The organism is Halomonas saccharevitans (assembly GCF_032333995.1).
Classification (GTDB): Bacteria; Pseudomonadota; Gammaproteobacteria; order Pseudomonadales; family Halomonadaceae; genus Halomonas; species Halomonas saccharevitans.
Genome location: NZ_JAVXUR010000003.1, coordinates 217,155 through 244,083, shown reverse-complemented (window position 1 = coordinate 244,083; position 26,929 = coordinate 217,155). Strand labels below are relative to the sequence as shown.

Sequence of the window (26,929 nt, the reverse complement as noted above, 5' to 3'; positions counted from 1 at the left end):
TCCCTGGGCGCTACCTCGGCCGTCCCTGGTCCTCGGACCTCCCTTCCGGCCTATCCCCGGCGCCCCTCGCTACGGTGATGCTCGCTGCTGCTCAGCGTACAAACAATTGACGCGGGAAATCGGCCAGGGTCTCGCAGCCGGTCTCGGTGATCAGGATGCTCTCGGTAATCTCCAGGCCCCAGTCGTCCTCCCACAGGCCCGGCATGAAGTGGAAGGTCATGCCCGGCTGCAGGATGGTCTCGTCCGAGGGGCGCAGACTCATGGTGCGCTCGCCCCAGTCCGGCGGGTAGCTGATGCCGATGGGATAGCCGCAGCGGGCGCCGCCGCGGTCGAAGCCGTATTTGTCCATGGCCGAGCCCAGCGCCATGGCGATATCCGCGGTGCGATTGCCGGGCCTGGCCACCGCCAGGCCGTTCTCGATGCCCTCGAGCAGCGCCGACTCGGCGCGCACGAACTCCTTCGGCGGCTTGCCCAGGAAGACGGTGCGCGACATCGGGGCGTGATAGCGCTTGAACACCCCGGCGATCTCGAAGAAGGTGCCTTCGCCCTCGCGGAACGGCGAATCGTCCCAGGTCAGGTGCGGGGCGGCGGCATCCGAGCCGGTAGGCAGCATGGGCACGATGGCGGGGTAGTCACCGCCGTAGATCTTGCCCTGGTCGTCGCGCCAGCCCTCGATGGCCACCCGGTAGATCTCCGAGACCAGCTGGCTCTTGGGCAGGCCCGGCTCGATCACCTCGAGGATGCGCGTGTGCATGCCCTCGACGATCTTTGCGGCCACCCGCATGTACTCGATCTCCTGGGGCGACTTGATCGCCCGGCACCAGTTGACCAGCGAGTTGGCGTCCATGAAGCGCGCATGAGGCAGCTCGCGCAGCAGACTCTGGTAGGCCTTGGCCGAGAAGTAGTAGTTGTCCATCTCCATGCCCACCACGCCCTCATGCCAGCCCCGGTCGGGCAGGATGGTCTGGGCGAGATAGTCCATGGGGTGCATGTCCGGATTCTGGACGTAGTAATCCGGGTAGTAGGTGATGTTGTCCGGGTCGATCCAGCAGGTACGCAGGGCCCCGTTGGCATCCATCCGTCGGCCATACCACACCGGCTCCCCTTCCAGGCCGACCAGCACGCACTGATGCACATAGAAGGACCAGCCGTCATAGCCGGTCAACCAGGCCATGTTGGAGGGGTCGCTGACGATCAGCACGTCGATACCGCGGCTGGCCATCTCGGCGCGCACCTTCCACAGGCGTGTCGCATATTCTTCACGAGTGAAGGGCAGAGAAACCTGAATCATGAATCCACTCGTCATCGCATCATCAACAAATCGGCCCTCTCTGCGTCGAGAAGGCCGGGCCGGGGTGCCGCGCACTGCCGAGGGCCATCCCGGTCACGGGCCGGGGTCGCGCCGCGCAGTCGATCGCTTATCTAAGAGCAGGTTACTGCCAACCCATGGTAGGCGGTCAAGCATTTCTTCGGGGGCTAAGATTCCGCTCCGCGGCCTCCCGGAGACCTGCTGCGAGCGTGCCCGGGTTGGCGTGCGTGACCGAGTCCCCCGCGCCTCCCCAAACGATGACGTGCGCCTTCACCGATGGAGCCGTTAAAACATTAGAAAACATGGGTTTAAGAAACGACGCGCGCCGGCCGATAAAGCGGCGTCATCCGTCATCCAAGGTTCTGCCCCATGCTGCAACGCTTCTCCATCGGCGCACGGCTCGCCCTTGCCTTCGCGCTTATCGTCCTACTGCTGCTGGCCGCCGTCGGCGTCGGCATCCGCGGCCTGTCACAGGTCAAGACCACCGCCGTCGAGACTCTTGACGTCGATACCGCCATTGCCCTCAACGCCTCGAGGGTCCAGCGGCTTGCCCTGCAACTGCGCCGCTACGAGAAGGACGCCTTCATCAACCTGCGCGATGCCGAGAAGGTCGCGGAGTACCACGACAAGTGGCGCGGGGCGCGCAAGCACCTCGCCGGCACCCTGGAAGCCGGCATCGACTTGGCTCCCACCCCTGAACTCGGCGAGCTCTATCGAAAGGCCGGAGAGGCTCTTGATGAATACGCTGCCGGCTTCGATGACACCTATCGCCGACTCCTGTCAGGCGACTTCGCCACCACCATCGCCGCCAACCGCGCCTTTTCGGCCCACAAGGCCGCGGTCTACGACCTCAAGGACACCGCCAACGCCATCGGCGAGCGCGCCGAGGCCCAGATGGTCGACGCCGAGACCAGCATCGTCGATCGCCACCGCAGCGCCCTCACCGGCTTGCTGGTCTTCGCCGGTCTGGCCCTGGCAATGGCCGTCGCTCTCTCGCTATCGATCACCCGAAGCATCGTGCGCCCGCTGAGCCAGGCGCTGGCGGTCACCGAGCGAGTCGCCAAGGGCGATCTCAGCGAGACCATCGAGGTCGAGGGGCGCGACGAAACCGCTCGCCTGCTCGGCGCACTGCGCCAGATGACCGACTCACTGGGCAGTCTGGTCGCCTCGATCCGCCAGACCGGCACTACCGTTCACCGCGGCGCCGAGGAGATCGCCCGGGGCGGCCAGGATCTGGCGGCGCGGACCGAGCAGCAGGCCAGCGCCCTGCAGCAGAGCGCCGCCAGCATGGAGGAGATCACCAGTTCGGTATCGCAGAACGCGCAGAGCACGCGCGAGGCTGACGGCCTAGCCGAGAGCGCCACGACCCAGGCCTGGGACAGCCGCGACAGCGTGACTCGCAGCGTATCGCTGATCCAGGCCGTGGTCGCCGATGCCGGGCGCATGGACACCATCATCGCGACCATCGACACCATCGCCTTCCAGACCAACATCCTGGCGCTCAATGCCTCGGTGGAGGCCGCACGGGCCGGCGAGAAGGGACGCGGCTTCGCCGTGGTGGCGACCGAGGTGCGGGCCCTGGCCAGCCGCAGCGCCGATGCCGCCAGCGAGATACGCCAGCTGCTGGAGGGCACGCGCCGCCAACTCGGCGAGTGCGCCCGCCAGGTGGAGCAGAGCGGCGTCAGCATGACCGAGACCACCCACAGCATCGAGCGCCTCGGCGAGGAGGTGATGCGCATCGGGGCGGCCACCCGCGAGCAGTCAGATGGCCTGGCGCAGATCGGCACGGCGGTGGCCGAACTCGATTCGACCACCCAGCAGAACGCCGGCCTGGTACAGGCTACCAACGCCTCGGCGGCGACCCTCGAGACCCAGGCCGCCGAGCTTGCCGAGCGGGTCGCCCGCTTCCGGGTCGCCGCCAAGCACGAGGCGCACGGCGAGCAGAAGGCGTCGACCCCGACTCATGCGGACACGCCCCCGACGAACGCCCGCCACACTCGCCGCGCGACGCCGGCCTGACCGGGGCTTTTCCCGCGCCGGCGAAACCGGGAAGATGGACGCCAACGTCCATCTTCCCCCGGAGGTCACCATGCGAGTGCTGGTCCATATCGACGACGCCGAGCAGTGGCGAGACGCCCTGGCTACAAGGCTGCCCGAGGCCGAGGTGATCACCAGCGCGGCCCCGACCGAGCAGCGTCGTCGCGCGGACTATCTCGCCGTGTGGAAGCCCTCCGCCGAGCTGCTCGGCGAGCCGGTAGCGCTCAAGGGCATCGTCAACCTCGGCGCCGGGGTCGATGCCCTGCTGAACAACCCGGGACTCCCCCGGGACGTGCCGATCGTCAAGCTGCGCGATGCCGGCATGGCCGAGCTGATCGGCGACTACGTGCGCTACGGCCTGCTGCACTTCCAGCGCGACTTCGACCGCTATCGCCGCCAGCAGGCGCGCCTCCAGTGGCGGGAACACGCGGTGGTCGACAAGGCCGACTGGCCGGTGGGCGTGCTGGGGCTGGGCGCCATCGGCGCCAAGGTGGCCGCCATGGTGGCCGCCGACGGCTTCCCGGTGCATGGCTGGAGTCGCTCGCCCAAGTCGCTGCCCGGCATCCACTGCCACCACGGCGACGCCGGCCTCGAGGCGCTGCTCGAGCGGGTCAAGAGCCTGGTGCTGCTGCTGCCCGACACCCCCTCAACGCACCACATCATCGATGCCGCCGCCCTGGCGCGGCTTCCCGAGGGGGCGAGCCTGATCAATCCAGGCCGCGGCACCCTGATCGATGAGGCGGCGCTGCTCGATGCCCTGGGGGAAGACGAGGGCGAGAGCGAGGAGGATGACGAGGTGCAGGGCCGGCTGCGCGGCGCGCTGCTCGACGCCTTCCCCGAGGAGCCGCTACCCGAGGCGAGCCGGCTCTGGTCGCACCCGCGTGTCTGGGTTACTCCCCACATGGCCGGTCCCACGCCGCTCGAGGAGGCGCTCGATCAGGTGGCCGAGGCGCTGCGCGCCTTCGAGGCCGGGGCGCCGATCGATACCGTCGACCCCCAGGCCGGCTATTGAGCGGCCGACCGGCCCCTACAACAACCGCGACGCAGCCCCTACCCTGTGGAGGGACACCCAACGACCTCCCGGGAGGTGCGTGATGAGCGTTAACGAGCACTATGATCCCCGCGACGCGCTGCTCGTCGTGGACATGCAGAACGACTTCTGCGAGGGCGGCGCCCTGGCCGTGAACGGCGGCGCGGCCCTGGTTCCCGCCATCAACGCCGAGATCGAGGCGGCCCGGGCGGCGGGCGCCCTGGTCGTCGCCTCGCGGGACTGGCATCCCGTCGATCACGTAAGCTTCGACTATCGCGGCGGCCCCTGGCCGGTGCACTGCGTGCAGGACACCGAAGAGGCGGCCTTCAATCCCGACCTCGCCCTGCCCGCCGAGACGGTGCGCGTCAGCAAGGCCACGGCCTTCGATGCCGACGCCTACTCCGCCTTCGACGGCACGGGCCTGGCCGGCTATCTGCGCGAAAAGGGCATCGAGCGGGTGATCGTGTGCGGCCTGGCGCTGGACGTCTGCGTCAAGGCCACGGCGCTGGACGCCCGCCGGGCGGACTTCGCCGTGCGCCTGCTCGAGTCTCTCAGCGCCGCGGTGGATCCTAACGCCGTGGACGACGCCCGCAACGCGCTGATCGATGCCGGCGTCGAGGTGCGCCCATGAGCGAACTGCTCCCGCTGACGGTAGGCGAGGAGGAGCTGGCCCTGCTCACCGACCTCTACCAGCTGACCATGACCCAGGCCTACTGGAAGGAGGCCATGGACGGTGTCGCTACCTTCAGCCTGTTCTTTCGCCGACTGCCCCCCGAGCGTCGCTTCATGCTTGCCTGCGGCCAGCAGCACGCCGCCGAGCGGCTCAGCCGGCTGAGCTTCGGCGACACCGCCCTTTCGCGCCTGGCCGACACCGGGCTCTTCGAGGACGGTTTTCTCGACTGGCTGGCCAACTGGCGCTTCGAGGGGGATATCTGGACCCTGCCCGAGGGCACGCCGGTGTTCGCCAACGAGCCGCTGATGGAGGTGGAGGCGCCCATCGCCCAGGCCCAGCTTCTCGAGAGCCTGGCGATGAACCTGGTGCAGCTGGAGACGGTGCTGGCGTCCAAGGCGGTACGCATCGTGATGGCGGCGCGGGGCCGGCCGGTGGTGGATTTCGGCATGCGGCGCATGCACGGCATCGATGCCGCGGTGCGTGGGGTTCGCGCCTACCGCACCGCGGGGCTTGCCGGCACCAGCAACGTGCTCGGCGGCCTGCGCCACGACCTGGCCCTCAACGGCACCATGGCCCACAGCTACGTGCTGGCCCACGACAGCGAGCGGGAGGCCTTTCGCGCCTTCGCCCGCCACTATCCCCGCACCACCCTGTTGGTCGATACTCACGACACCCTGGAAGGGGTGCAGAAGGTGATCGAGCTGATGGGCGAGGAGCCGGCGCTCGCGGTGAAGGCCATCCGGCTCGACTCCGGCGACCTGGCCGAGCTGGCCCGGGGCGCGCGCCGACTGCTCGACGCCGCCGGCCATGACGAGGTGCAGATCGTCGCCAGTAGCGGCCTCGACGAGGTCCAGATTGAGGCGCTGCTCGAGGCGGGGGCGCCCATCGACGCCTTTGGCGTAGGCACCCAGATGGGGGTATCGGCGGACGCGCCGGTGATCGATCTTTCCTACAAGCTGGTGGCCTACGCGGGCGAGCCGCGCATCAAGCACTCGCCGGGCAAGATCAACCTGCCCTGCCCCAAGCAGCTCTATCGCCGCCGGGACGAGCAGGGCCACTACCTCGGCGACATGATCGCCCTGCGCGACGAGCCGGTCGCGGCCGGCGAGCCGCTGCTGCGCCCTCTGGTGAAGGCCGGCCGCCTGGTCGATGCCGAGATGACCCGCGCCGACGAGGCCCGAGAGCGGGTCGCCGACGCCCTGCCCCGCTTCCCTGCGGACGTCCGGCGCCTCGAGGCGGGCGAGAGCGACTACCCGGTCATGCTGAGCCCTGGCCTCGAGCGCCTGCAGTCGCGCTCCTGAACGGCCGGCCGGATAACAGCGCCCTTCTCACGCCACGCATCAGATCGACGAGCCCACGCCAGGCACTTAAGCAAAGCGCTGACGCAAAATACTCACACAAGGCACTCACACAAGGCACTCACGAAAAAACCAGGGCACGGCGCTTCGCACCGTGCCCTGGCTCATTAACATCGCTCTCGAAAGCCGATCGTTCGGCGGGCGGCGTGCCCGCCGAGCGTACCGCTTAGAGCGGCTGCTTGGTCGGCCGGATGATCAGCTCGTTGACGTCGACATCGCCCGGCTGCTCGATGGCGTAGACGATCGCCCGGGCGATGGCATCGGCGTCGATGGCCATCTCATAGAGCTCATTCACACCCTTGGCGGTCTCCTCATCGCTGATGGTGGAAGTGAGCTCGGTGGCCACCGCACCCGGCGAGATGTTGGTGGAGCGGATCTCCTCGCCGCCCTCCTGGCGGATGCCCTCGGAGAGCGCCTTGACCGCGTACTTGGTGGCGCAGTAGACAGCGGCGGAGGGGAAGACCACGTGGCCGGCCACCGAGGAGAGATTGATGATATGGCCAGCATGCTGCTCGCGCATGGTCGGCAGCACCGCGGCGACGCCGTAGAGCACCCCCTTGATGTTGACGTCGACCATCTGCTCCCACTCGTCGACCTTGAGCTGGTCAAGCGGCGACAGTGGCATCAGGCCGGCGTTGTTGATCAGCACGTCGATGCGGCCGTAGGCCTCTTTGGCGGCCTCGGCCAGGGCCTCGACCTGCTCGCGGTCGGTCACGTCGGTGACCCGGTAAATCGCCTCGCCGCCCTGCTCGACGATGTCGTCACGCAAGGACTGCAGGCGCTCTTCGCGGCGGGCGCCGAGCACCAGCTTGGCACCGGCCTTGGCCAGACGATGCGCGGTGGCTTCGCCGAGGCCGCTGCTGGCCCCGGTAATGATCACGACCTTGCCTTGAATCTCGGACATCGATGCAACTCCTGTGCATTCGTTCTGCGGTACAGGCCTTATAGACCAGTCTACTAGAAACGGGGTAAATGATTAGATCGAGAGGCCGTCGTCATGATACGCGCCAGGACGACGACCTCGCTGGGCTAGGGCGTCTCGGGGGCCGCGCCGGCGGCCGTTTCCCGAGGTTTCACCTCACGACCCAGCAGTTCGTGGAACAGTACCTGCTCGAAGGCCTCCATGGGCGCCAGGGACTTGGTGGTCTTGGCGCGCAGCATGGCGCCCTGCCAGCCGGCCAGGATGAAGCCGGCGAGACGCTCGACGTCGAGCTCCTCGGCCACCTCGCCGGCCGCGCGGGCCTCCTCGAGGCAAGCCACCAGGTGCCGTTCCCACTGGCGAAACACCTGATCGAGCCGCGCGCGAAACGCCTCGCTGCGCGAGGAGAGTTCCTGACCGAGGTTGCCGATCAGACAGCCCCGTGCGTGATCGCAGGAGTGCATGTCGGTCCGGCCGGCCTCGAAGTAACGGCGTAGGCGCGCCAGTGGCGGCTGATCCGGCGCCTGGAGGATGGCCACCAGGCGGGCATCATACTGCTCGGCGAAGGCGTCGATCACGGCCAGGCCGAAATCTTCCTTGCTCGAGAAGTAGTGGTAGAAGGAGCCCTTGGGGACTCCGGCCCGGCTCAGCACCGCGTTGATGCCGGTGGCGTTGAAGCCCTGCTCGGCGATCAGCTCGGCGCCGATCTGGATCAGCTTGTCACGGGTGGCTTGCGTCTTCATACGGCAAAGAATAGACCAGTCGTCTAGTGGCGTCAAACCCCGCCGGATTCGGTCAGTCCAACAGGGCGGCGAACTGCTTCAGCCAGGCCGGATGGGCCGGCCAGGCCGGTGCGGAGACCAGCATACCACTGGTGACGGCCTGATCGACGGCGATCTCGGCGAAGTCGCCGCCGGCAAGGCGCACCTCCGGCGCACAGGCGGGGTAGGCCGAGACGCGAAAACCCTCGAGCGGCACCGCCGCCGCCAGCAGCTGGGCGCCATGGCAGATGGCCGCCGTCGGCTTGTCGTACTCGAAGAAGTGGCGAACCACCTCCAGCACGCGCTCATCGAGACGCAGGTATTCCGGGGCGCGCCCGCCGGGCACGACCAGGCCGTCGTAGTCCTCGGCGCTCACCTCGGCGAAGGTGGCGTTGAGGACGAAGTCGTGGCCGGGCTTCTCGGAGTAGGTCTGGTCGCCCTCGAAGTCGTGGATGGCGGTGCGCACCTTGTCGCCCTCGCGCTTGTCGGGACAGACGGCATCGACCGTGTGCCCCATGGCCTGCAGGGCCTGGAAGGGCACCATGATCTCGTAGTCCTCGACGTAGTCGCCGGCGATCAGCAAGAGTCTGGCCATGGGAATCTCCTCGTTGGGGTGAGCCTCTGGACGCGGGCTCGCGGTCAGTGATGCGACAGACGCCGCACTTCACCGCAAGCCTAGCAGCCCCGCCGGGCACCGCCGAGGCGCATTGGCGCTCGCCTCGGGAACCCCACGGCTCGCCTGGACTCTCATCCCTGCCGACCGAGCGCCCTGGAGCGTCAACATGTCCTCACTGCCACGATATCGCCGCGCCCTGCTGCTCGTACTGCTGCCCTTTCTGTTGCTGGCCGGCGTCGGCGTGCTCGCCGCCGAGCCGCGCCCCTTCGAGGCCCGCTATCATCTGGAGGTTGACGGCTGGCCGAACGCCACCATCGAGCATCGCCTCTCCCGCGACGGGACCCAGTGGCTGAGCGATATGCGTGCCGACATCACGCTGGCCCAGGGCCGCGAGCGCAGCCGTTTCCTCGCCGGCGAGGCCGTGCGCTCGCTGCACTACGCCAGCGGCTATTCCCTGCTGGGCGTCGGCAAGCGCTACGCCCTCGACCACGAGGCCCTGGCCCGGCTGCCCGACCGCCAGGCGGCGCTGTTCGAGCTGTCACGACGCGCCACGGCCGCAGAGTGCACCGCCCCCTGCCGGCTTCGCTACCTCGACCATCGCGGTCGCGAGACCCTTGTCGAGTACCGGCTGCTGCCGCGCACCGCGCTCTCGCTGCCGGCCGGCAACTTCGAGGCCGTGCGAGTAGAGGTCATCGAGCCCGACGAGCCGGATCGCCAACTGCGCTTCAGCTTCCACCCCGGCGTGCCCGGCCTGCTGCTCGCCATGGAGTATCACCGCGACGGCGAGCGGCGCAGCCGCCTGTCGCTGAGCGAGCTCGACCTGCCCCCGCGCTGAGCGCGCTTCCTCCCCGAAGGGAAATTGACTAGAGTGGGCGGCTTTCGGTCGCCGCCGGCGACCCCGACGGGAAGGGAGTCTCGATGCTGAGCGGTCTGCTGATCGTGCTGTTGCCCCTGGTGCTGGGCTACCTGGTCCGGGTCCGCGATCCCCGATGGATGACGCCGATCAATCACGGCGTCAACGCCTCGATCTACGTGATCCTGCTGCTGATGGGCGTGAGCCTCGCCGGGCTCGACGACCTGGGCGGCCAGCTCTCTCGCCTGGGGAGCCAGGCACTGCTGCTGTTCGCGGTGATCTCGACCTGCAACCTGACCGCCCTGTGGTGGCTGTCGCGCCGACTGGGCCTTACCGCCGGCACCTCGGCAGTGGTGGAGGGGGCGCCCACCAGCAAGTTTGCCGCCATGCTAGGCTCGCTGGCGCTGGTGGCAGTGGTGGTAGCCGGCGTGGTGATCGGCCTGCTGCTGGAGTGGCTGACCGGCAGCGGCCTGTTCGCGCTCGCCGAGCGCCTGGCGGAGTGGGTGCTCTACGCGCTGCTGGCGCTGATCGGCTGCCAGCTGCGCAACTCCGGCATGCCCTTGCGACAGATCGTGCTCAACCGCTTCGGCCTGGCCATCGCCCTGACCCTGGGCGCCAGCTCGCTGCTCGGCGGCCTGCTCGCCGCGCCGCTGCTGGATCTCGCCTGGAACGAGGGCCTGGCCATGGCGGCCGGCTTCGGCTGGTACTCGCTCTCCGGCATCCTGATCGGCGACCAGCTCGGCCCACTGCTGGGCGGCGTGGCCTTCTTCAACGACCTGGCCCGGGAGCTGCTCGCCTTCGTGCTGATCCCGCTGGTGATCCGCCGCCACGCGGCGCTGGCCATCGGCTACGGCGGCGCCACCTCCATGGACTTCACCCTGCCGGTGATCCAGCAGCACGGCGGCGTCGCCTGCGTGCCGGTGGCCGTGGTCTCGGGCTTCATCCTCTCGCTGCTATCGCCGCCGCTGATCCTGTTTTTGCTCACGCTGTGAGCCACGGGCGGCCTTACCGGCCCCCCTCCGCGTGCGCGAGGCTTTCGACAACCTGCACATTGGCTGCACAGAGCCTGAACGAAGGCTGCACGCCGCGCGGCGAGAATGATCGATACTCTCGCTGCCTCTCTCGCCGCCCCTCGCTTTCGGAGCCTGCCCATGCGCGCGCCTCGCCTCCCCCGCCCGGCCGTCTCGCGACTCGGCATCAAACTGTTCGCGATCATCCTGGTAGTCAACGTGGCCATTTCGGGGCTGGTGTTCCTGGCCGTCTCGCGCAGCCTCGATCAGGGCTTCATCGAGTACCTCGACAAGACCCAGACCCGCCGCGCCGAGACCCTGGCCGAGGGGCTCGCCGAGGAGTGGGCGAGCCGCGGCGACTGGCAGTGGCTGCGCCAGTCGCCGCGCGCCTGGCACCGGCTGGTGCGCCGTCAGCTGTGGCCCGGCGACACGCCGCCGCCGGAGGGCATCGAGCGGCGCCTAGGCGATCCCAAGGACTTCGTGCTCCACGACGCCGGCGGCCTGCCGGTGATCGGCCTGCCCCCGGACGGCGACCAAGAGGCGGCGGAGCTTCGCTGGCTGCCCATCGAGAGCGACGGCGAGGAGGTCGGCATGCTCGGCTACCGGCCGCCCCAGCAGCTGATGGCGCGCATGGATCGCATCTTCCTCTCCCGCCAGCAGCGCAACCTGGGCATCATCGTCGCCGCCCTGGGGCTGGCCTCGCTGCTGCTGGCCGGCGGCCTCTCCTGGTGGCTGGGGCGGCGCACCCGCGGCATGGCCCGGGCCACTCGGCGCCTCACCGAGGGCGACTACAGCACCCGCCTGGCCGAACACGGCCGCGACGAGCTGGCGAGCCTGGCCCACGACTTCAACGTCCTGGCGGCGACCCTGGAGGCCAGCCGTGAGGCGCGCAACCGATGGGTCTCGGACATCGCCCACGAGCTGCGCACGCCGCTCGCCGTGCTGCGCGGCGAGATCGAGGCGATGCAGGACGGCATCCGCGCGCTGGACGCCGACAACCTGCACTCGCTGGCCCAGGAGGTGGGCCAGCTCGAGCGCCTGGTCGCCGATCTGCGGTTGCTCTCCCAGAGCGATGCCGGCGCCCTGGAGGTCCAGCTGGCCCCGCTGGACCTGGCCGAGAGCCTCGCCTCGCGCCTCGATGAGGCCGCCGGCTGGCTCGACGACAGCGGCATCCGCCTGGAGCGCGAGGTCGAGGGGCCGGCCTGGATCCGCGGCGACGTCCAGCGCCTGCGCCAGCTGTGGAACAACCTGATCGACAATACCTGCGCCTACACCCGCTCGCCGGGGCGGCTGCGCGTGCGCCTGACCTGTCGCGATGGCCAGGTGCGAGTGACCTGGGAGGACAGCGCTCCCGGGGTGCCCGAGGCCGACCTGCCGCGGCTCACCGAGCGACTCTACCGAGTCGAGGGGTCGCGCAATCGCGCCAGCGGCGGCAGCGGCCTGGGGCTCTCGATCGCCACCGCCCTTGCTCGCGCCCACGGCGCCCACATGGAGGCCTCGCCCTCCGCGCTCGGCGGGCTATGCTGGACCCTGACCTTTACCGCCATCCAGGACCATTCGTCCAGGGAGGACGCCGCATGAGTAACCATGACGCCGATCCGGCTCAGATCCTGATCGTCGAGGACGAACCCAAGATCGCCCGCCTGGTCGCCGACTACCTCCAGGGCAGCGGCTTCACCAGCCACCACCTGGCCCACGGCGATGCCGTGCTGCCCTGGCTCGACGGCCGCGCGACGCGCCCCGAGCTGATCCTGCTCGACCTGATGCTGCCGGGCACCGACGGCCTGACGCTGTGCCGGGAGGTGCGCCAGCGCTGGCCCGACATCGCCATCGTCATGCTCACCGCGCGGGTCGAGGAGGTCGACCGCCTGCTCGGCCTGGAGCTGGGTGCCGACGACTACATCTGCAAGCCCTTCAGCCCCCGGGAGGTGGTGGCACGGATCAAGGCCGTACTGCGGCGCAGCCGAGCGGCCCAGGGCCCCGCCCCCGGCGGCGGCAGCGACCTGGTCCTCGACGAGGAGGGCTGGCGGGCGCTGGCCGATGGGCGGGACCTGGGGCTGACCGCGGTGGAGTTCCAGCTGCTCAAGGTGATGATGCAGTCGCCCGGGCGCATCTTCGCCCGCGAGCAGCTGATGGATCACATGTACCGCGATCATCGCATTGTCTCCGAGCGCACCGTGGACAGCCACGTCAAGAAGCTGCGCCGCAAGATCGCCGAGACCTGGCCGGAACGCGAGGTGATCCGCTCGGTATACGGCGTGGGCTACAAATATCAGCCGGAGGAGTAAGCGCCGAAGGCGCGCTACAGGGTAGAGCGCAGGAGAAGTGCTGTAGGAGCGCTGGAGGAGAGAGCGCCGGAGGAACGCTAGAATGGAGAAGCCAGCGGATTCACGGCTTTTGCACCGTCGCTGCATGCCGGCTGCACATCGAGCGACGAGACTGGCACCGTCATCCCGACCCGCCCGGGTCCTCAAGGAGTCCTGCCATGATGAAACGCTCGCCCACCCGTCCCCTGCTGGCCCCTTCGCTGCTGGCCCTTTCCCTCCTGGTCACGGCCGTCGCCTCCGTCTCGCCCTCGGCTCTCGCCTCCTCCGGCGACCGGGGCGGGCACCATGAACCCCCTTACACCGACCATCACGACGGTCATCACGGAAGCCATCTCGAAGGCCATCACTCGAGCGATTACGGCCGACACCACCGCGGTCACCCTGACGAACACCATGACGACCACCGCCGCGCCCTCTTCGAGCGCGCCGGCATCGACGACGAGACCCGCGAGACCCTGGAGACCGCCCGCACCGAGCACCGCGAGGCGGTTCGTGAACTGCGTGAGACGCACCGCCAGCGCATAGACGAGATCCTCGATGAAGAGCAGCGCGAGGCCCTGGCCACGGCGCGCCAGGCACTTTATGAAGAGCAGCGTCAAGAGTGGCGTAACGAAAGGCGCCAGGCGCATCGCGAGGCCATGCAGCAGCGCCTGACCGCGCTGGTCGACACCTGGCAGCTCTCGGACGCCGAACGCGAGACGCTTCGCGAGGCCCGCGAGGCCCGCGAGGCGATCTATACCGACATGCAGGCGCTGCGCGCCCGCGAGCTCGATTCACGTGAGGAGCGTCGCGAGGCGATGCGCGAGCTGCGCGAGGGGCATCAGGAAGCGCTCAGTCGAATCCTCAGCGACGAGCAGCTCGCAGAGATGCGCGAGGCGATCGAACCGCGCCGTCGCCATGGCATGGAGAAACATGGCCGCGACGGCGGCAAGGGCAGCGGCCAGGGAGCGTTTCTCAACGACTGAACCTGCCTGCGACGACTGAACCTGCCTCGTCTCACCGATATCGCGCCCGGCCTCGTGCCGGGCGCCGCTGTTGATGGCCGGCTGCGGCCAGCCGCTCACTTCCGGGCACAGAGCTCGTGCAGCCAGTCGCGACAGGCCGCCAGGGCAGGGTTGCCGAGGGCATCGGCCCGGTAGGCCAGGTAATAGTCGACGCCGGCCGGCAGCCAGGGCTCGAAGGGGGCCACCAGCCGCCCCGCCCGCAGCTCCTCGCGGACCAGGCTGAAGGGGCCCAGCGCCACGCCCCGCCCGGCCACCGCCTCCATGATCGCCAGGTACCAGACGCTGAAGCGCGGCCCCGAGCGGGCGTCCACCTGCGGCGCACCGGCCATCGCCAGCCACTCGCGCCAGCCGGTCACCCGGGGGCCGGGGTGCGGGTCGAAGATGTGCAGCAGCCGCTGGCGGCCGAGATCGGCGGGTTCGGTCAGTGGCGCCTCGCCCTCGAGCAGGGCCGGCGCGCACACCGGCGCCAGGGTCTCGCGCAGCAGCAGCTCCGAGACCACGCCCGCCTCCCGCGACGGTCCCAGGCGCACCGCCAGATCGACATCTTCACGGCGCAGGTCGACGTTGCGCTCGGTAGCGCCGATGCGCACGTCGACCTCGGGATGGCGGGCGTTGAACTCCCAGAGCCGCGGCACCAGCCATTGCGTGCCCAGCGACGGAGTGACGTTGAGGGTCAGCACCTGGCCGGCCTCGCGACTCTGCAGCACGCGGGTGGCCTGCTCCAGCCGATCGAAGGCCTCGCTGAGCTCCGGCAGGTAGCGCTCCCCCGCCTCGGTCAGCTCGAGCCCTCGGGCGTGGCGGGCAAACAGCGCCACCTCCAGCCAGGCCTCCAGGGCACGCACCTGCTGACTGACCGCCGAGGCGGTGACGTGAAGCTCCGTGCCGGCGGTGGCAAAGCTCTCGTGGCGAGCGGCGGCCTCGAAGGCGCGCAGGCCGTTGAGGGGTGGGAGTCGGCGCATGGATGACCCTTAGTTTTTCTTGTGCATCGATGTAGCAAATCGCGTTTGTCAGCATAGCACTAGAGCCCTATTTTACCTGCCTGCGCCGCATCAGGCGCCAAATCGACAAGCCCCAATTTTTCTTTCGTCAGGAGCCACCCATGGCGATCACGGCCCCCCGCCCCGGCACCACTACCGCCTCCGCCGCCTGGAGCCTCTGGGCGCTGCTGCTGGGCGTCGGCCTGCTAATGCTCGGCAACGGCCTGATGGGCAGCCTGCTGGGCATGCGCGCCGCCGAGGAGGCCTTCGGCAATACCGCGACCGGCTTCATCATGTCCTCCTACTTCGTGGGCTTCCTGGCCGGCTCGACCCTGACCCCACGCAAGCTGCGCGAGGTGGGCCATATTCGGGTCTTCGCCGCGCTGGCCTCGATCACCTCGATCGCCATCCTGGTCCACGTAATGGTCATCGATCCCTGGATCTGGGCCGGCATGCGCCTGGTGACCGGCTTCGCCTACGCCGGCCTCTATGTGGTAACCGAGAGCTGGCTCAACGGCTACGCCTCCAACCAGCTGCGCGGCCGCCTGCTGGCCTTCTACATGGTGATCAGCTACCTCGGCATGGGCGGCGGTCAGCTGATGCTCAACCTGGCCGACCCCAGCGGCGTGATCCTCTTCCTGCTGGTGTCGATCCTGGTGTCGCTGGCGCTGGTGCCGATACTCTTGAGCCATACCCCGCAGCCGGACACCAGCCAGCCCGAGTCCATGAGCCTGCTGCGGCTGTGCCGCCTCTCGCCGCTGGGCACCATCGGCTGCCTGCTCACCGGCATCGCCAACGGCACCGTGTTCGGCATGGGCGCAGTCTACGCCACCCGCTCGGGCATGGCGGTGGACGAGGTCGCCGCCTTCATGGGCGCCTTCATCCTCGGCGGGGCGCTCCTGCAGTGGCCGCTGGGCAAGCTGTCGGACAAGACCGACCGCCAGAAGGTGATCGTGGTGGTGGCCGGGCTGGCCACCCTGCTGGCGCTGGCCGGCCTGACGGTAGACGCCGACGCGCCGCTGCTGAGGATATTGCTGGGGGCGGCCCTGGGCGGCACCAGCCTGACCCTCTACTCGCTGTGCCTGGCGACTGCCAACGACGACCTGACCTCGAGCCAGGTGATCGCGGCCAGCAGCAGCCTGGTGCTGGCGCTGGGCATCGGCGCCACCCTCGGCCCGGTCAGCACCGGCCTGCTGATGGAGTGGCTCGGCCCCGGCGGCTTCATGTGGGACATGGCGGCGATCCATGCCCTGCTCGTCGCCGTCGGCCTCTACTGCCTGGTGCGATATCCGGGCCATGCCTCGGAGACCCACGGCCACTATGTCGCCATGCCGGCGGGTAGCGCGGCGCTGGGCACCACCTGGGCCGAGGAGGCCGCCAACGAAGCCGAGCAGCTGGAACTCGACCTCGAGGGCGAGCCGGAAGCCGCCGCTTGCGCGCCGGCGGAGAGCGAGGACGCCTGGGCGGATCACGGCGCGCCCCGCCCCTCGCCGCTATAGCTATAGTGAGGTCCGGCTAGTGCCCGTGAGTGGTGACCGCGCTCACTCGGTCTGGGGCGGAGTGCGTGTGAACAGCGCCACCTGGGTCGGCTGGCCGAGGTGGGGGTCGAGTTCGCCGACCCCCGAGAAGCGCACCCGGTAGCCGTTGCGACGGGCGACGCCCTGCCCCCAGTCGCGAAAGCGCGCCCGGCCCCACTCGAACTTGTGATCGGGATCGCGAAACTCGCCGGGCGCCAGGCCGTAAAGCGGGTTGTACTCGCCATTGGGAGTGGTCATCACCAGCAGCCTGGGGCGCAGGCCGGCGAAGACCGCCCGCTCGACCCGGGAGAGCGACTCGGAGGGCACGTGCTCGATAGTCTCGACCATGGCCGCGGCCTCGAAGCCGACAAGCGCCGGGTGGGCCTCGGCATAGGAGCCGCAGATCAGCTCGAGGCGCCCCGCACGGGCGGCCGGCAGGGTCGAAAGTCTCAGCTTGGCCTGGGCGAGCAGCTCGCCACTGAGCTCCAGGCCGACCACCCGCTCGAACTGCTCGTCGCGCAGCAGGTACTGCAGCAGACCCCCGGAGCCGCAGCCGAGATCGAGGACCCGCCGCGCCCCGCTCTGCCGGATCAGCGACGCCGCCCGCTGCAGGCGCGCCTGGTGGAGATCGGGGTCTTCGAGGTCGGTCATCGCCGTATCGTCCGGTCGGAAGCGGGGCGAGTGATGATGACGCAAAAGCGGGCGGGGCGTGTAGCGAGCGACGAAAAAAAGGCGCGACTCGCGTCGCGCCTAACTACCTGCTCGGTTATCGCCGAGGCCTCTGCCGGGCTTAAATCATCCGTACAGGCCATCAGTACAGACGATCAGTAAAGGCCGATCAGAAGAAGCCCAGCGGATTGATGTCGTAGCTCACCAGCAGGTTCTTGGTCTGCTGGTAGTGCTCGAGGGCCACCTTATGGGTCTCGCGGCCGACGCCGGACTTCTTGTAGCCGCCGAAGGCGGCGTGGGCGGGATACTGGTGATAGCAGTTGGTCCAGACGCGGCCGGCCTGGATGCCGCGGCCCATGCGGAAGGCGACGTTCATGTCGCGACTCCAGACGCCCGCGCCGAGGCCGAACTCGGTGTCGTTGGCGATGGCCAGCGCCTCTTCCTCGTCCTTGAAGGTGGTCACCGCTACCACCGGGCCGAAGATCTCCTCCTGGAAGACGCGCATGCTGTTGTTGCCCTTGAGCAGGGTCGGCTGGATGTAATAGCCGTTGTTGATGGCCGGATCCAGGGTCTCGGGCTTGCCGCCGGTCAGGAACTCGGCGCCCTCCTCGCGGGCGATGTCCATGTAGGACATGATCTTGTCGAACTGCTCCTGGGAGGCCTGGGCGCCGACCTGGACGTCGGTATCCAGCGGGTTGCCGCGCTTGATCTGCCCCACCTTCTCCATGACCTTGGCCATGAAGCCGTCGTACATGCTCTCCTGGATCAGGGCGCGAGAGGGGCAGGTGCACACCTCGCCCTGGTTGAAGAAGGCCAGCACCAGACCCTCGGCGGCCTTGTCGATGAAGGCCGGCTCGGCCTTCATGATGTCGGCGAAGTAGATGTTTGGCGACTTGCCGCCCAGCTCCACCGTGGAGGGGATGATGTTCTCGGCGGCGCACTTGAGGATGTGCGCGCCCACCGGTGTGGAGCCGGTGAAGGCGATCTTGGCGATGCGCTTGCTGGTCGCTAGCGCCTGGCCGGCCTCGGCGCCGTAGCCGTTGACGACGTTGAGCACGCCGGGCGGCAGCAGGTCACCGACCAGCTCCATCAGCTTGAGGATCGAGGCCGGGGTCTGCTCGGCGGGCTTGAGCACCACGCAGTTGCCCGCCGCCAGCGCCGGCGCCAGCTTCCAGACGGCCATCAGCAGCGGGAAGTTCCAGGGGATGATCTGCCCCACCACGCCCAGCGGCTCGTGGAAGTGGTAGGCCACGGTGTTGGCGTCGATGTCCGCGGCGGTCCCTTCCTGGGCGCGGATGCAGCCGGCGAAGTAGCGGAAGTGGTCGACGGCCAGCGGCAGGTCGGCATTCAAGGTCTCGCGGACCGCCTTGCCGTTGTCCCAGGTATCGGCCACGGCGAGCATCTCGAGGTTCTGCTCCATGCGATCGGCGATCCTGAGCAGCACGTTGGAGCGCTCGGCGGCCGAGGTCTTGCCCCAGGCCGGGGCGGCCTGGTGGGCGGCGTCCAGGGCGAGGTCGATGTCCTCGGCGGTAGAGCGGGGAATCTGGCAGAACACCTCGCCGTTGACCGGGCTGACGTTGTCGAAGTACTGGCCCTTCACCGGGGGCACGAACTCGCCGCCGATGTAGTTGCCGTAGCGCGGCTCGAAGCTGACGACCGAACCGGCCTGGCCGGGGTTGGCGTAGATCATGGCGTGACTCCTGGCTATTGTCGTTATGGTGTCGTGATGGAGGTTCATCTCTTAGTCTTGGTGAGCGCGGCCGTTCGCGACATACTCCGGTGGCAGGAGCCAGGCTCCTCCTTCGGGAGGAGGCCCAGGCGTCGCGCTCGGTGCGCCGCCACGGAGGCGCGATGCGATCGCGCCTTGATGAGCGTTACCGGTGGCGCCTCACGACGTCATGTCGAGCACCACGCGCCCTTCGATTCGGCCCTCGATCATGCGCTGGAAGACATCGTTGATGTTCTCAAGCCGGTCGGTGGCCACCGTGGCCTTGACCTTGCCCTCGCCGGCGAAGTCCAGCGACTCCTGCAGGTCCTGGCGAGTGCCGACGATGGAGCCGCGGATGGTCAGGCCGTTGAGCACGGTGCCGAAGATCGGCAGCGGGAAGTCCCCCGGCGGCAGGCCGTTGAGCACCAGGGTGCCGCCCCGGCGCAGCATGCCCTGGGCCTGGTCGAAGGCCTTGGGCGAGACCGCCGTGACCAGCGCCCCGTGGGCCCCGCCGATCGCCTTCTTGATGTAGGTCGCCGGGTCGGTCTGCATGGCGTTGACCGTCACCGAGGCGCCCAGCCGCTCCGCGAGCGCCAGCTTGGCGTCGTCGATGTCGACGGCCGCCACGTTGAGCCCCATCGCCCTGGCGTACTGCACGGCCATGTGACCAAGCCCACCGATGCCGGAGATCACCACCCACTGGCCGGGGCGGGTGTCGGTCATCTTCAGCCCCTTGTAGACCGTGACGCCGGCACACAGCACCGGGGCGATCTCGAGGAAGTCGACGTTGTCGGGCAAGCGCCCCACGTAGCCGGCGTCCGCCAGGGTGTAGTCGGCGAAGCCGCCATTGACCGAGTAGCCGGTGTTCTGCTGCGACTCGCAGAGGGTTTCCCAGCCGCCCAGGCAGTGCTCGCAATGGCCGCAGGCGGAGTAGAGCCAGGGCACCCCGACGCGATCGCCCTCCTTGACGTGGCTGACCCCCTCGCCCACGGCCACGATGTGCCCCACGCCCTCATGGCCGGGAATGAACGGCGGCTCGGGCTTGACCGGCCAGTCACCGTGGACGGCGTGCAGGTCGGTGTGGCAAACCCCCGAGGCCGCCACCTTGACCAGAATCTCCCCGCGCTTCGGCCGAGGCGTCGGGACCTCCTCGATGGTCAGCGGTTCGCCGAACTTGCGCACCACGGCGGCTTTCATCGTTGCGTCCATCTCGAATCTCCTTTGCCTTTTCAAGGGTCGCGCGAAGGTAGGGATCGCGACCTACTCCCCAGTCTTGGTCAGCGGGGCCTTGTGGGACATACTGCGGTGGCAGGAGAGCGCCTCCCCCTTCGGTAGGAGGCGAGACGATGCCAGGAGGATTGCCATGCACACCCTGATGGTCGCCGATGACCATCCGCTGTTTCGCGAGGCCATCGGCGCGGTGATCGCCGCCGGGCTGCCCGACAGCCGACTGCTGGAGGCCGAGAGCCTGGCCCACGCCCTGCAGCGAGCCGGGGAGCATGCAGACCTCGACCTGGTGCTGCTGGATCTCGGCCTGCCCGATGCCAGCGGGCTCGAAGGACTGCGGGCGCTGCGCGAGGCGTATCCCGCGCTGCCGGTGGCGATCCTCTCCGCCGACCAGGAACGGCGCACCGTGCTCGAGGCCATCGATCTCGGTGCGGTGGGCTATATCCCGAAGTCGACGCCGCGCCATGAACTGCAGGCGGCCCTGACCCGCCTGCTGGAGGGCCAGCTCTACCTGCCGGCGGACGTCATGCGCTGTGCTCCGGCTGCCCCTGCTCGGCCGCCTGCAGACGAGGAGGGGCCACGGAACGCCCAGCGCCTGGCCGAGCTCACCGACAAGCAGCTCGAAGTGCTGATCCGCCTCTCCCGAGGCGCCTCCAACAAGGTGATCGCCCGCGAACTGGATATCGCAGAGACCACGGTGAAGACCCACGTCTCGGCGATCCTGCGCAAGCTTCACGTCTCGGGCCGCGTCCAGGCAATACTCGCCGCCGGCGCCCTCGATCTCGAGGCGCTGCTGGCCGAGCGCCACGCCCCGTCACACTGAGCCACCGCCTCGCAGTCCGACCAGCTGCATGCGCAGCCGCAGCGGCTTCACGGGTTTGAGCAGGCAGCCGTAGCCCAGCTGGCGGGTCAGGCTCTTGATCGAGGCGTCATGATTGGCGGTGATCACCACCACCGCCAGCCCGGGCTGGCGCTCGCGCAGCCGCGCGGCCACCGAGAGGCCATCGGGGTCGCCCTCCCCCAGGTGATAGTCGACCAGCAGCACCTCGGCGACCTCGCCGGGGGCTTGGGTCTCCAGAGCGGTGTCCAGGTCGGCCAGACAGGTGGCGGTGCGCACCCCACAGCCCCAGCCGGCGAGCAGTGCCGCCATCCCCTCGCAGATCTCGGGGTCGTCGTCGACGACCCAGACCCGCATGCCCGCCAGGACGTCGCCCTCCCAGGCCGGCGCCGAGGCCGGGGCGCGCGCCGGCGATGACGGCAGCCGGCCGAAGGGCACGCGCACCGCAAACAGCGAGCCGCGCCCCGGCACCGAGGCCAGGCGCAGGGGATGGTCGAGGATCCCGGCGATGCGATCGACGATCGCCAGGCCTAGCCCCAGGCCGCGATCCTCCGCGTCGCGGCGCTCGCCCAGGCGCTGGAACTCCTGGAAGATCGCCTCGCGCTGCGCCTCGGGAATGCCGGGTCCGGTATCGCCCACCAGGATCTCGAGACCGTCGGGGCGGCGACGGCAGCCCAGCAGGATCCGGCCATGCTCGGTGTAGCGAATGGCATTGGTCAGGAAGTTACGCACCACCCGCGCCAGCAGCGCCAGGTCCGAGGCGATGATCGCCTCGCTGCCGACGTAGTGCAGCGCGAGCCCCCGGGCCGCGGCCATATGACGAAACTCCTCGGCCAGCACGTCGAGCAGCCGGGCGACGGGGAACGGGGCGATGTCCGGCTCGAGCACGCCGGCGTCGAGCCGTGAGATATCCACCAGGGTGCCGAGCAACGCCTCCACGTCCGTGAGCGAGCGGCCGACATGCCCCACCAGGCGAGTCGACGCGGCGGGCAGGTCGTGATCCTCCAGGGCGCTGGTGAACAGCCGAGCGGCATTCAGCGGCTGCATCAGGTCGTGGCTGACCGCGGCCAGGAAGCGCGTCTTGGAGAGGTTGGCCGCCTCGGCTTCGGCCTTGGCGGCATGCAGCTCGGCCAGGGTCTGCTGCAGGGCCTCGGTGCGCTCGCGGACCTGCTCGGCGAGCAGCACGGCATGCTCGAAGGCCGCATAGGGTGCGGCGCCCGCCACCCCCACGGATTCCACCCGCTCCATCAGCGCGGCGGCGATCCGGCGCAGGCGCGCGTTTTCCTCAAGCAGTTCCCGCTCGCGGGGGGAGGCGTCTTCAGGAATCGCCCGCGGCCGGTCGAGATCCAATGGCGACCCCGGTGAAGGTCTGGTTGATGTGCATGCCATGATGCTGCTCCCCATAGGAGTTGAAGCCGATCACCCGCGAGCGCGCCATCAGCCGCGAGGCCGCGTCCACGCGCTCCAGCGTTTCCAGCTCCAGCCGACGCAGGAAGCAGTCGCAGGCGATGATCAGCGCCGGGTCGCCAAGCCGCTCGGTGAGCCCATCGAAGACCGCCTCGAGATCCTCGAGCAGGGGCGCCGGGCGCATGGCGGTGAGCACGATGCCGTTCTCCACGGCGCAGTAGAAACTGAGGCTGCCATCGTCGTTGACTCGCTGGATGGCGCGCACGAAGTACGCCTCACCGAGCCGCACCGCCAGGGGATGGCGGGCGAAGACCGCGGCACCCAGGGCCGCGACCGGCAGGCCCACCAGCCGGGCATACTCCTCGGCGGCCGGCAGGGCGTTGAGCTCCAGCACCCGGCGGCGCTCGCGATCGGCCCGGGTGACCACCAGCTTTTCGCCGCGCGGGCGCAGGTGGTGAGTGGTGAAGACCTCGAAGGGCAGCCGGGTGTTGATCAGCACCACCACCGCGGCCTGGCCGTGGAAGCGGCCCTCGGCATGCACATGGGTATGGGCCAGGCGATTATCGTCACCGGCGGAGCCGCCGAAGCTGGGGATGCGCCCCAGGGCGGCATCCAGGGTCGCCAGCACCTGCTCCTCGCAGCTGGAGAGGCCGTCGAGCAGCGTCAGGGCGAAGCTGTGCTCGGCCAGTGGCGCCAGGGCGCGATCGCGACAGTCGTCGAGCAGGCCATCGACCAGGCGCTGGGCGCGCATCAGATCGAAGCCTCCCAGGTCATCGACTAGCGCGCAGGAGACCGCGAAGTGGCGCCGGTCGAGGCCGATGGCGACGATGCAGCCGCGTCCGTAGCCCTCGGGTGCGATCTCCCCGGCGGTGGTGCAGCCCGCCACCGGCACGCCGGCGAAGGCCGCGTTTAAGGCCTCGGAGAGCGCCGCCAGGGGATACTCGGCGCTGCAGAAGAACAGCACGAAGCCGAGCTCGGGGTGGCACAGCGCATCGGCCAGCTCCCGCGCCGCGGCACGGGGATCGCCCCGCTGGCTCACGGCCGTGTACAGCGGCACGCTCTCGTCTGCCGGCCCCTCGTCGGCCGTGCCATCGTCTACCGCGCCCTCGACTGCCATGCCAGCGAGCCCAGGGCTGGCGGGGAAAGGTTCGCGCATATCGGCCTGCCTGTCGGGTTTCGGGCAGTGTATGCCCCGGGGCCGGGGGCGACAATGCCGGGCCGTGGTGCTGATTCATCGCGTCGCGGGGAGCAGTGGCGGCCTGGTACTTTCTGCTGATCCGCGACCGAAATTGACCGACATCAAGGAGGGAGAGAACCCCGTGCGTCTACCTTAGTTAAACGGTGCCCGGAAGAGGCCCGGATGACAAAAACGGAGATGCCCATGCCTGCCTGCCCGCCCGAGATGCACGCTCGTCCCAGCCCAGCCGATCAGCCGCTGTCGCTTACGTACGATCACGAGTCGCGCGAGATGGAACGCTACCGTGGCCTGGCCCTGAGCTTCCTGCCGACCCGCCCCCACGTCAGCCGCCTGATGGCCACCCTGGGCATCGAGTGCGAGCAACGCCTGGGCGCCCTGGAGACCCTCGCCGAGCAGCTGCAGCGGCGTCACTGCCTGCCGGCGACCCTGGCCCGGCGCCGGGTCCTCGCAGAGCAGTACCGGCTGCACCTGTTCATCAGCGACGACGCCATGGCCTCCCAGACCCTCAGCTACGCCCTGGCCTTCGCCCAGCACTCGCTGCAGTTCAGCGAGCTGATGGCAAGGCACTGCCAGCTGACGAGACTCGATGCCCTGCTCGCGCGGTTCGTCGACGGCAAGCGTCACGAATGCCGGCTCCTCGAGGAGGTTCGGGATCAGACCCAGCGTGCGGCCGTGGGCACCTGACACGCCACGAAGCGGCCTCGACGCTACGACTCGGCTCGGCTCAACTCGTCCCGGGCCCGCTTCAGTCGGCTGGCGACCAGGCCTCCAGCGCCACCAGCGTCATGGCCAGGCAGCGATGCAGCGCGCTTACGATGACGGCGACCTCGTCGAGACGCTCCTGCGCACCGAGCCGTTCCACTTGGCCGGCCAGGCCGGCGAGCCGCGATGCCCCCAGGCTCGAGGACTCCCCCTTGAGCCGGTGGGCGAGATACTCGACCTGGCGGGCGTCCCCGTCGGCCAGGGCCTGTTCGAGTCCTGCCAGGTGCTCCGCCGCCTGTTGCCGATAGAGGGTGATCAGCGCCGTCAGCCCCTGCCGACCCAGGCTCTCCTCCAGCGACGACAGCGCCGCCTCCTCGAGGGGCAACTCGACCGCGGGAGGCGATGCGCCGCGCGGTAGATAGCGCTGCAGCAGTGCCACCAGGGCCTGCTGGAAGAGCGGCTTGGTCAGGTAGCCGTTCATGCCGGCGGCCAGGCAGCGCGCCTGATCGCCGCTCGGCCCGCCGGCGGTCATGGCCACGACCGGCACCTCGGCCGACCAGCCGCCCCGGGCGCGCAGCCGCCGGGTCGCCTCCAGCCCATCCATGCCGGGCAGCTGCACATCCATGAAGATCAGATCGAAGTGCTCACGAGCCGCCCAGGCAAGCGCCACGTCCGCGGCCTCGGCGACGCTGACCCGACAGCCCAGGCGCTCGAGCATGGCGCGGGCTACCTGCTGGTTGACCGGGTCGTCCTCGACCACCAGCAGCCGGGCGTCGGCCAGCCCCCCCTGCGCGGCGGGCACATCCACGTCGGCCGCGATCTCATCGGCCGTCGCCTCCGGCAGCGTCAACACGAACCAGAAGCGGCTGCCTCGGCCCGGCTCACTCTCGAAGGCGAGTCGTCCGCCCTGCGCTTCGATCAGGCGCTTGCTGATGACAAGCCCCAGCCCGGTGCCGCCGAAGCGGCGCGCGGTGGAAGGATCGCCCTGCTGGAAGGGCTCGAACAGCTGATGCTGGCTCTCGGGAGCAATGCCGATGCCCGTGTCGACGACCTCGAAAAGCACCGGCCCCTCACCCAGGGCGCGAACGCCCAGCCGGACCTCTCCCTGCTCGGTGAACTTGATGGCATTGGAGAGCAGATTGAGCAGCACCTGGCGCAGGCGGCCGGCATCGCCCACGAGGCGCGTCGGCAGCCGAGGATCCAGCTCACACTTTAGGTGCAGCCCCCGCGCCTGGGCTCGCGGCACGAACAGCGCGACCGCCCCGTCGATCAGCTCGTCCAGGTCGAAGGGGCGTGCCTCGAACTCGAGGCGCTGGGCCTCGATCTTGGAGAAATCCAGGATATCGTTGATCAGCTCGAGCAGCCGCTGAGCGCTGTCGTGAATGGTGTCGGCGAAGTGACGCGCCTTCACGGGCAGCGGCTGATCCTGCAGCAGGTCGCTCATGCCGATCACGCCGTTGAGCGGGGTACGGATCTCGTGGCTGACGGTCGCCAGGAACTCCGACTTGGCGCGACTCGACGACTCGGCGCGCTGCGCGGTGACCTCGAGCTCGCGGCTCAGGGTCTCCAGTTCGCGTCGGGCGGCGGCGTTGTCGCGAGACTCGCGGAACAGGAAGACCACTACCAGCGATGCCGCCAGGCTCATCGCGAGGATCAGCAGCAGCAGCACGACGTAGAGCGTCTGCAGCGCGTGTCGTTCGCCGGTGGTGGCCTCGGCCAGATGGCCATTGATGGCGATGATCAATCGCTCGGTGACGCCCCCCAGGATCCCCAGTCGCGAGATCAGGTTGCTCCGGGCATCACCGTCGAGGCTCTCCAGGCGGCGCAACTGCGCATCCATGGCGTCGAGATGCGACTCGACCTGCGCCACCAGCTCTCCGGCGATGTCGATCTCGGCGAGCAGCCGGGTGATGTCACCCTCCTTCAGCAGGTTGAGGCGACTGTAGAGCAGCTCCAGACGGATGCGCATGGCCAGCAGCGGCCGCCTTGCAGCCGGATTGGGGCGGGCCATGAAGCTGCGCAGCTCCACGGTGTCCCGATCGAGCTTGTAGGCGTGCCAGACGGCATTGCCGCCCACGCTCTCGGAGAGGGCGTGCTGGCGCCAGGCAACCAGGCCAACCACCACCAGGGCGGCGGCGAAGAACAGCAGGGCGGCGATGGCGCCCAGCTTGAGACGCAGGGGGTAGTGCGGCATCAGGCCTCCTCGCCCGGGGCCCCTCAGGGCACGATGATCCGTTCGACGTGCCAGACCGAGCGGAAGCGCACCGCCTCGGTCAAGAGCTCAGGATGCGCATCGAAGGGATAGACGACGAACAGCGGGCCATAGTCGCGGATGCCCAGCGGCTCGCCGTCGCGGGACATGGCGAGGATCACGTCGTGAGCGTAGAAGTCGGACAGCGGGGCCTGCGCCTCGAAGTCGTTGAGGGCCCGGATTTGCAGGGAGTCGCCGTCGGCACCGACGGCCTCGAGCAGAGCCCGGACCAGGGGCCCCTCAAAGCGCCCCTTGTCGCTATGCCAGGGCGTACGGGTCTCGATGATCCGCGACGGCAGGGCCTCGAGCATGGCGCGATCGAAGTGCGCCTCGTCACCCACGTTGGAACGGGCGATATCACCGCTGAGGGTCAGGATCACCCTGCCGGTGGGCTCGGGCAGGGACGCCGGCTGGGCTTGATCTGACGATGACGGGTGGTCCCGATCGTGGGGGTGAGCCTGGGCGTGAGGCAGCGCGAACAGCAGCCACAGCAGCGGTGCCAGCCGGCGAACGATGGATCCGGTCGACATGAGCGGGA

24 protein-coding genes are annotated in these 26,929 nt (G+C 69.1%); 12 read left to right on the top strand and 12 right to left on the bottom strand.

Annotation, left to right across the window (positions count from 1 at the left end):
• Positions 1 to 91 precede the first annotated feature (91 nt).
• Positions 92 to 1,291 carry an ectoine hydrolase DoeA gene (doeA, locus tag RSO68_RS09160; RefSeq protein WP_089846765.1) on the bottom strand — a complete coding sequence of 400 codons (1,200 nt, stop codon included), beginning with the start codon at positions 1,289 to 1,291 and terminating at the stop codon, positions 92 to 94.
• Positions 1,292 to 1,678: 387 nt separating this feature from the next.
• Between doeA and RSO68_RS09155 the strand changes: the two genes are divergently transcribed.
• The 4 genes from RSO68_RS09155 to RSO68_RS09140 all read left to right on the top strand — a co-directional run bounded on the left by RSO68_RS09155 (position 1,679) and on the right by RSO68_RS09140 (position 6,350).
• Complete coding sequence (locus RSO68_RS09155) at positions 1,679 to 3,328, top strand: methyl-accepting chemotaxis protein (RefSeq protein ID WP_315586368.1); 1,650 nt, start codon at positions 1,679 to 1,681, stop codon at positions 3,326 to 3,328.
• A gap of 70 nt (positions 3,329 to 3,398) precedes the next feature.
• Positions 3,399 to 4,358: a 2-hydroxyacid dehydrogenase gene (locus RSO68_RS09150; protein ID WP_315586367.1), complete on the top strand. Its 960-nt coding sequence runs from the start codon at positions 3,399 to 3,401 to the stop codon at positions 4,356 to 4,358.
• A gap of 82 nt (positions 4,359 to 4,440) precedes the next feature.
• Complete coding sequence (locus RSO68_RS09145; RefSeq protein ID WP_315586366.1) at positions 4,441 to 5,007, top strand: nicotinamidase; 567 nt, start codon at positions 4,441 to 4,443, stop codon at positions 5,005 to 5,007.
• Positions 5,004 to 6,350: a nicotinate phosphoribosyltransferase gene (locus tag RSO68_RS09140; protein WP_315586365.1), complete on the top strand. Its 1,347-nt coding sequence runs from the start codon at positions 5,004 to 5,006 to the stop codon at positions 6,348 to 6,350. Before RSO68_RS09145 ends, RSO68_RS09140 begins: the two co-directional genes overlap by 4 nt.
• Before the next feature lie 223 nt (positions 6,351 to 6,573).
• Here the strand turns inward: RSO68_RS09140 and RSO68_RS09135 are convergent, their stop codons facing one another.
• The 3 genes from RSO68_RS09135 to RSO68_RS09125 all read right to left on the bottom strand — a co-directional run bounded on the left by RSO68_RS09135 (position 6,574) and on the right by RSO68_RS09125 (position 8,682).
• Entirely contained in the window at positions 6,574 to 7,311 is a 738-nt protein-coding gene (locus RSO68_RS09135) for an SDR family oxidoreductase (RefSeq protein ID WP_315586364.1), read from the bottom strand.
• A 125-nt stretch (positions 7,312 to 7,436) separates the two neighbouring features.
• Positions 7,437 to 8,069, bottom strand: a complete 633-nt coding sequence (locus RSO68_RS09130) for a TetR/AcrR family transcriptional regulator (RefSeq protein ID WP_315586363.1) — start codon at positions 8,067 to 8,069, stop codon at positions 7,437 to 7,439.
• 52 nt (positions 8,070 to 8,121) lie between these two features.
• A complete protein-coding gene (locus tag RSO68_RS09125) occupies positions 8,122 to 8,682 on the bottom strand; it encodes a DJ-1/PfpI family protein (RefSeq protein ID WP_315586362.1) in 561 nt (186 codons plus the stop codon).
• A gap of 187 nt (positions 8,683 to 8,869) precedes the next feature.
• On the opposite strand from RSO68_RS09125, the gene RSO68_RS09120 reads away from it, so the two are divergent.
• The 5 genes from RSO68_RS09120 to RSO68_RS09100 all read left to right on the top strand — a co-directional run bounded on the left by RSO68_RS09120 (position 8,870) and on the right by RSO68_RS09100 (position 13,858).
• Entirely contained in the window at positions 8,870 to 9,538 is a 669-nt protein-coding gene (locus RSO68_RS09120) for a hypothetical protein (RefSeq protein ID WP_315586361.1), read from the top strand.
• 83 nt (positions 9,539 to 9,621) lie between these two features.
• Positions 9,622 to 10,548, top strand: a complete 927-nt coding sequence (locus RSO68_RS09115) for a lysine exporter LysO family protein (RefSeq protein WP_315586360.1) — start codon at positions 9,622 to 9,624, stop codon at positions 10,546 to 10,548.
• 159 nt (positions 10,549 to 10,707) lie between these two features.
• Positions 10,708 to 12,147, top strand: a complete 1,440-nt coding sequence (locus RSO68_RS09110) for an ATP-binding protein (RefSeq protein ID WP_315586359.1) — start codon at positions 10,708 to 10,710, stop codon at positions 12,145 to 12,147.
• On the top strand, positions 12,144 to 12,854 hold the full coding sequence (locus RSO68_RS09105; protein ID WP_315586358.1) for a response regulator: 711 nt from the start codon (positions 12,144 to 12,146) through the stop codon (positions 12,852 to 12,854). The genes RSO68_RS09110 and RSO68_RS09105 overlap by 4 nt, the downstream gene beginning before the upstream one ends.
• A 197-nt stretch (positions 12,855 to 13,051) precedes the next feature.
• Positions 13,052 to 13,858 (top strand): hypothetical protein, encoded by an 807-nt coding sequence (locus tag RSO68_RS09100; RefSeq protein WP_315586357.1) that lies wholly within the window; start codon positions 13,052 to 13,054, stop codon positions 13,856 to 13,858.
• Between the two features lie 95 nt (positions 13,859 to 13,953).
• Here the strand turns inward: RSO68_RS09100 and gcvA are convergent, their stop codons facing one another.
• Positions 13,954 to 14,856 (bottom strand): transcriptional regulator GcvA, encoded by a 903-nt coding sequence (gcvA, locus tag RSO68_RS09095; RefSeq protein ID WP_315586356.1) that lies wholly within the window; start codon positions 14,854 to 14,856, stop codon positions 13,954 to 13,956.
• Positions 14,857 to 14,996: 140 nt separating this feature from the next.
• Here gcvA and RSO68_RS09090 point away from each other — a divergent pair, with 140 nt between their 5' ends.
• Positions 14,997 to 16,373, top strand: a complete 1,377-nt coding sequence (locus tag RSO68_RS09090; RefSeq protein ID WP_175535020.1) for an MFS transporter — start codon at positions 14,997 to 14,999, stop codon at positions 16,371 to 16,373.
• 42 nt (positions 16,374 to 16,415) lie between these two features.
• Here the strand turns inward: RSO68_RS09090 and RSO68_RS09085 are convergent, their stop codons facing one another.
• From RSO68_RS09085 to adhP, 3 genes are all read right to left on the bottom strand, one after another.
• Positions 16,416 to 17,042, bottom strand: coding sequence for a methyltransferase domain-containing protein (locus RSO68_RS09085; protein ID WP_315586355.1), 627 nt, complete (start codon positions 17,040 to 17,042; stop codon positions 16,416 to 16,418).
• A 187-nt stretch (positions 17,043 to 17,229) separates the two neighbouring features.
• Complete coding sequence (gene exaC / locus RSO68_RS09080; protein ID WP_315586354.1) at positions 17,230 to 18,750, bottom strand: acetaldehyde dehydrogenase ExaC; 1,521 nt, start codon at positions 18,748 to 18,750, stop codon at positions 17,230 to 17,232.
• Positions 18,751 to 18,948: 198 nt separating this feature from the next.
• The gene (gene adhP, locus RSO68_RS09075; protein WP_315586353.1) at positions 18,949 to 19,977 is read right to left on the bottom strand and encodes an alcohol dehydrogenase AdhP; all 1,029 of its coding nucleotides are present in this window, start codon (positions 19,975 to 19,977) and stop codon (positions 18,949 to 18,951) included.
• A gap of 154 nt (positions 19,978 to 20,131) precedes the next feature.
• Here adhP and RSO68_RS09070 point away from each other — a divergent pair, with 154 nt between their 5' ends.
• A complete protein-coding gene (locus RSO68_RS09070) occupies positions 20,132 to 20,818 on the top strand; it encodes a response regulator (RefSeq protein ID WP_089846799.1) in 687 nt (228 codons plus the stop codon).
• Here the strand turns inward: RSO68_RS09070 and RSO68_RS09065 are convergent.
• Positions 20,810 to 22,222: an ATP-binding response regulator gene (locus RSO68_RS09065; RefSeq protein WP_315586352.1), complete on the bottom strand. Its 1,413-nt coding sequence runs from the start codon at positions 22,220 to 22,222 to the stop codon at positions 20,810 to 20,812. The two genes, RSO68_RS09070 and RSO68_RS09065, sit on opposite strands and share 9 nt — an antisense overlap.
• Positions 22,152 to 23,357 carry a nitric oxide-sensing protein NosP gene (gene nosP, locus RSO68_RS09060; RefSeq protein WP_315586351.1) on the bottom strand — a complete coding sequence of 402 codons (1,206 nt, stop codon included), beginning with the start codon at positions 23,355 to 23,357 and terminating at the stop codon, positions 22,152 to 22,154. The genes RSO68_RS09065 and nosP overlap by 71 nt, the downstream gene beginning before the upstream one ends.
• A 351-nt stretch (positions 23,358 to 23,708) precedes the next feature.
• Here nosP and RSO68_RS09055 point away from each other — a divergent pair, with 351 nt between their 5' ends.
• Complete coding sequence (locus RSO68_RS09055; protein WP_315586350.1) at positions 23,709 to 24,122, top strand: hypothetical protein; 414 nt, start codon at positions 23,709 to 23,711, stop codon at positions 24,120 to 24,122.
• Between the two features lie 61 nt (positions 24,123 to 24,183).
• On the opposite strand, the gene RSO68_RS09050 is transcribed toward RSO68_RS09055, so the two are convergent.
• Both RSO68_RS09050 and RSO68_RS09045 read right to left on the bottom strand, forming a co-directional pair.
• Entirely contained in the window at positions 24,184 to 26,334 is a 2,151-nt protein-coding gene (locus RSO68_RS09050) for an ATP-binding protein (protein WP_315586349.1), read from the bottom strand.
• 23 nt (positions 26,335 to 26,357) lie between these two features.
• The gene (locus RSO68_RS09045) at positions 26,358 to 26,921 is read right to left on the bottom strand and encodes a molybdopterin-dependent oxidoreductase (RefSeq protein ID WP_245781440.1); all 564 of its coding nucleotides are present in this window, start codon (positions 26,919 to 26,921) and stop codon (positions 26,358 to 26,360) included.
• Positions 26,922 to 26,929: the final 8 nt, after the last annotated feature.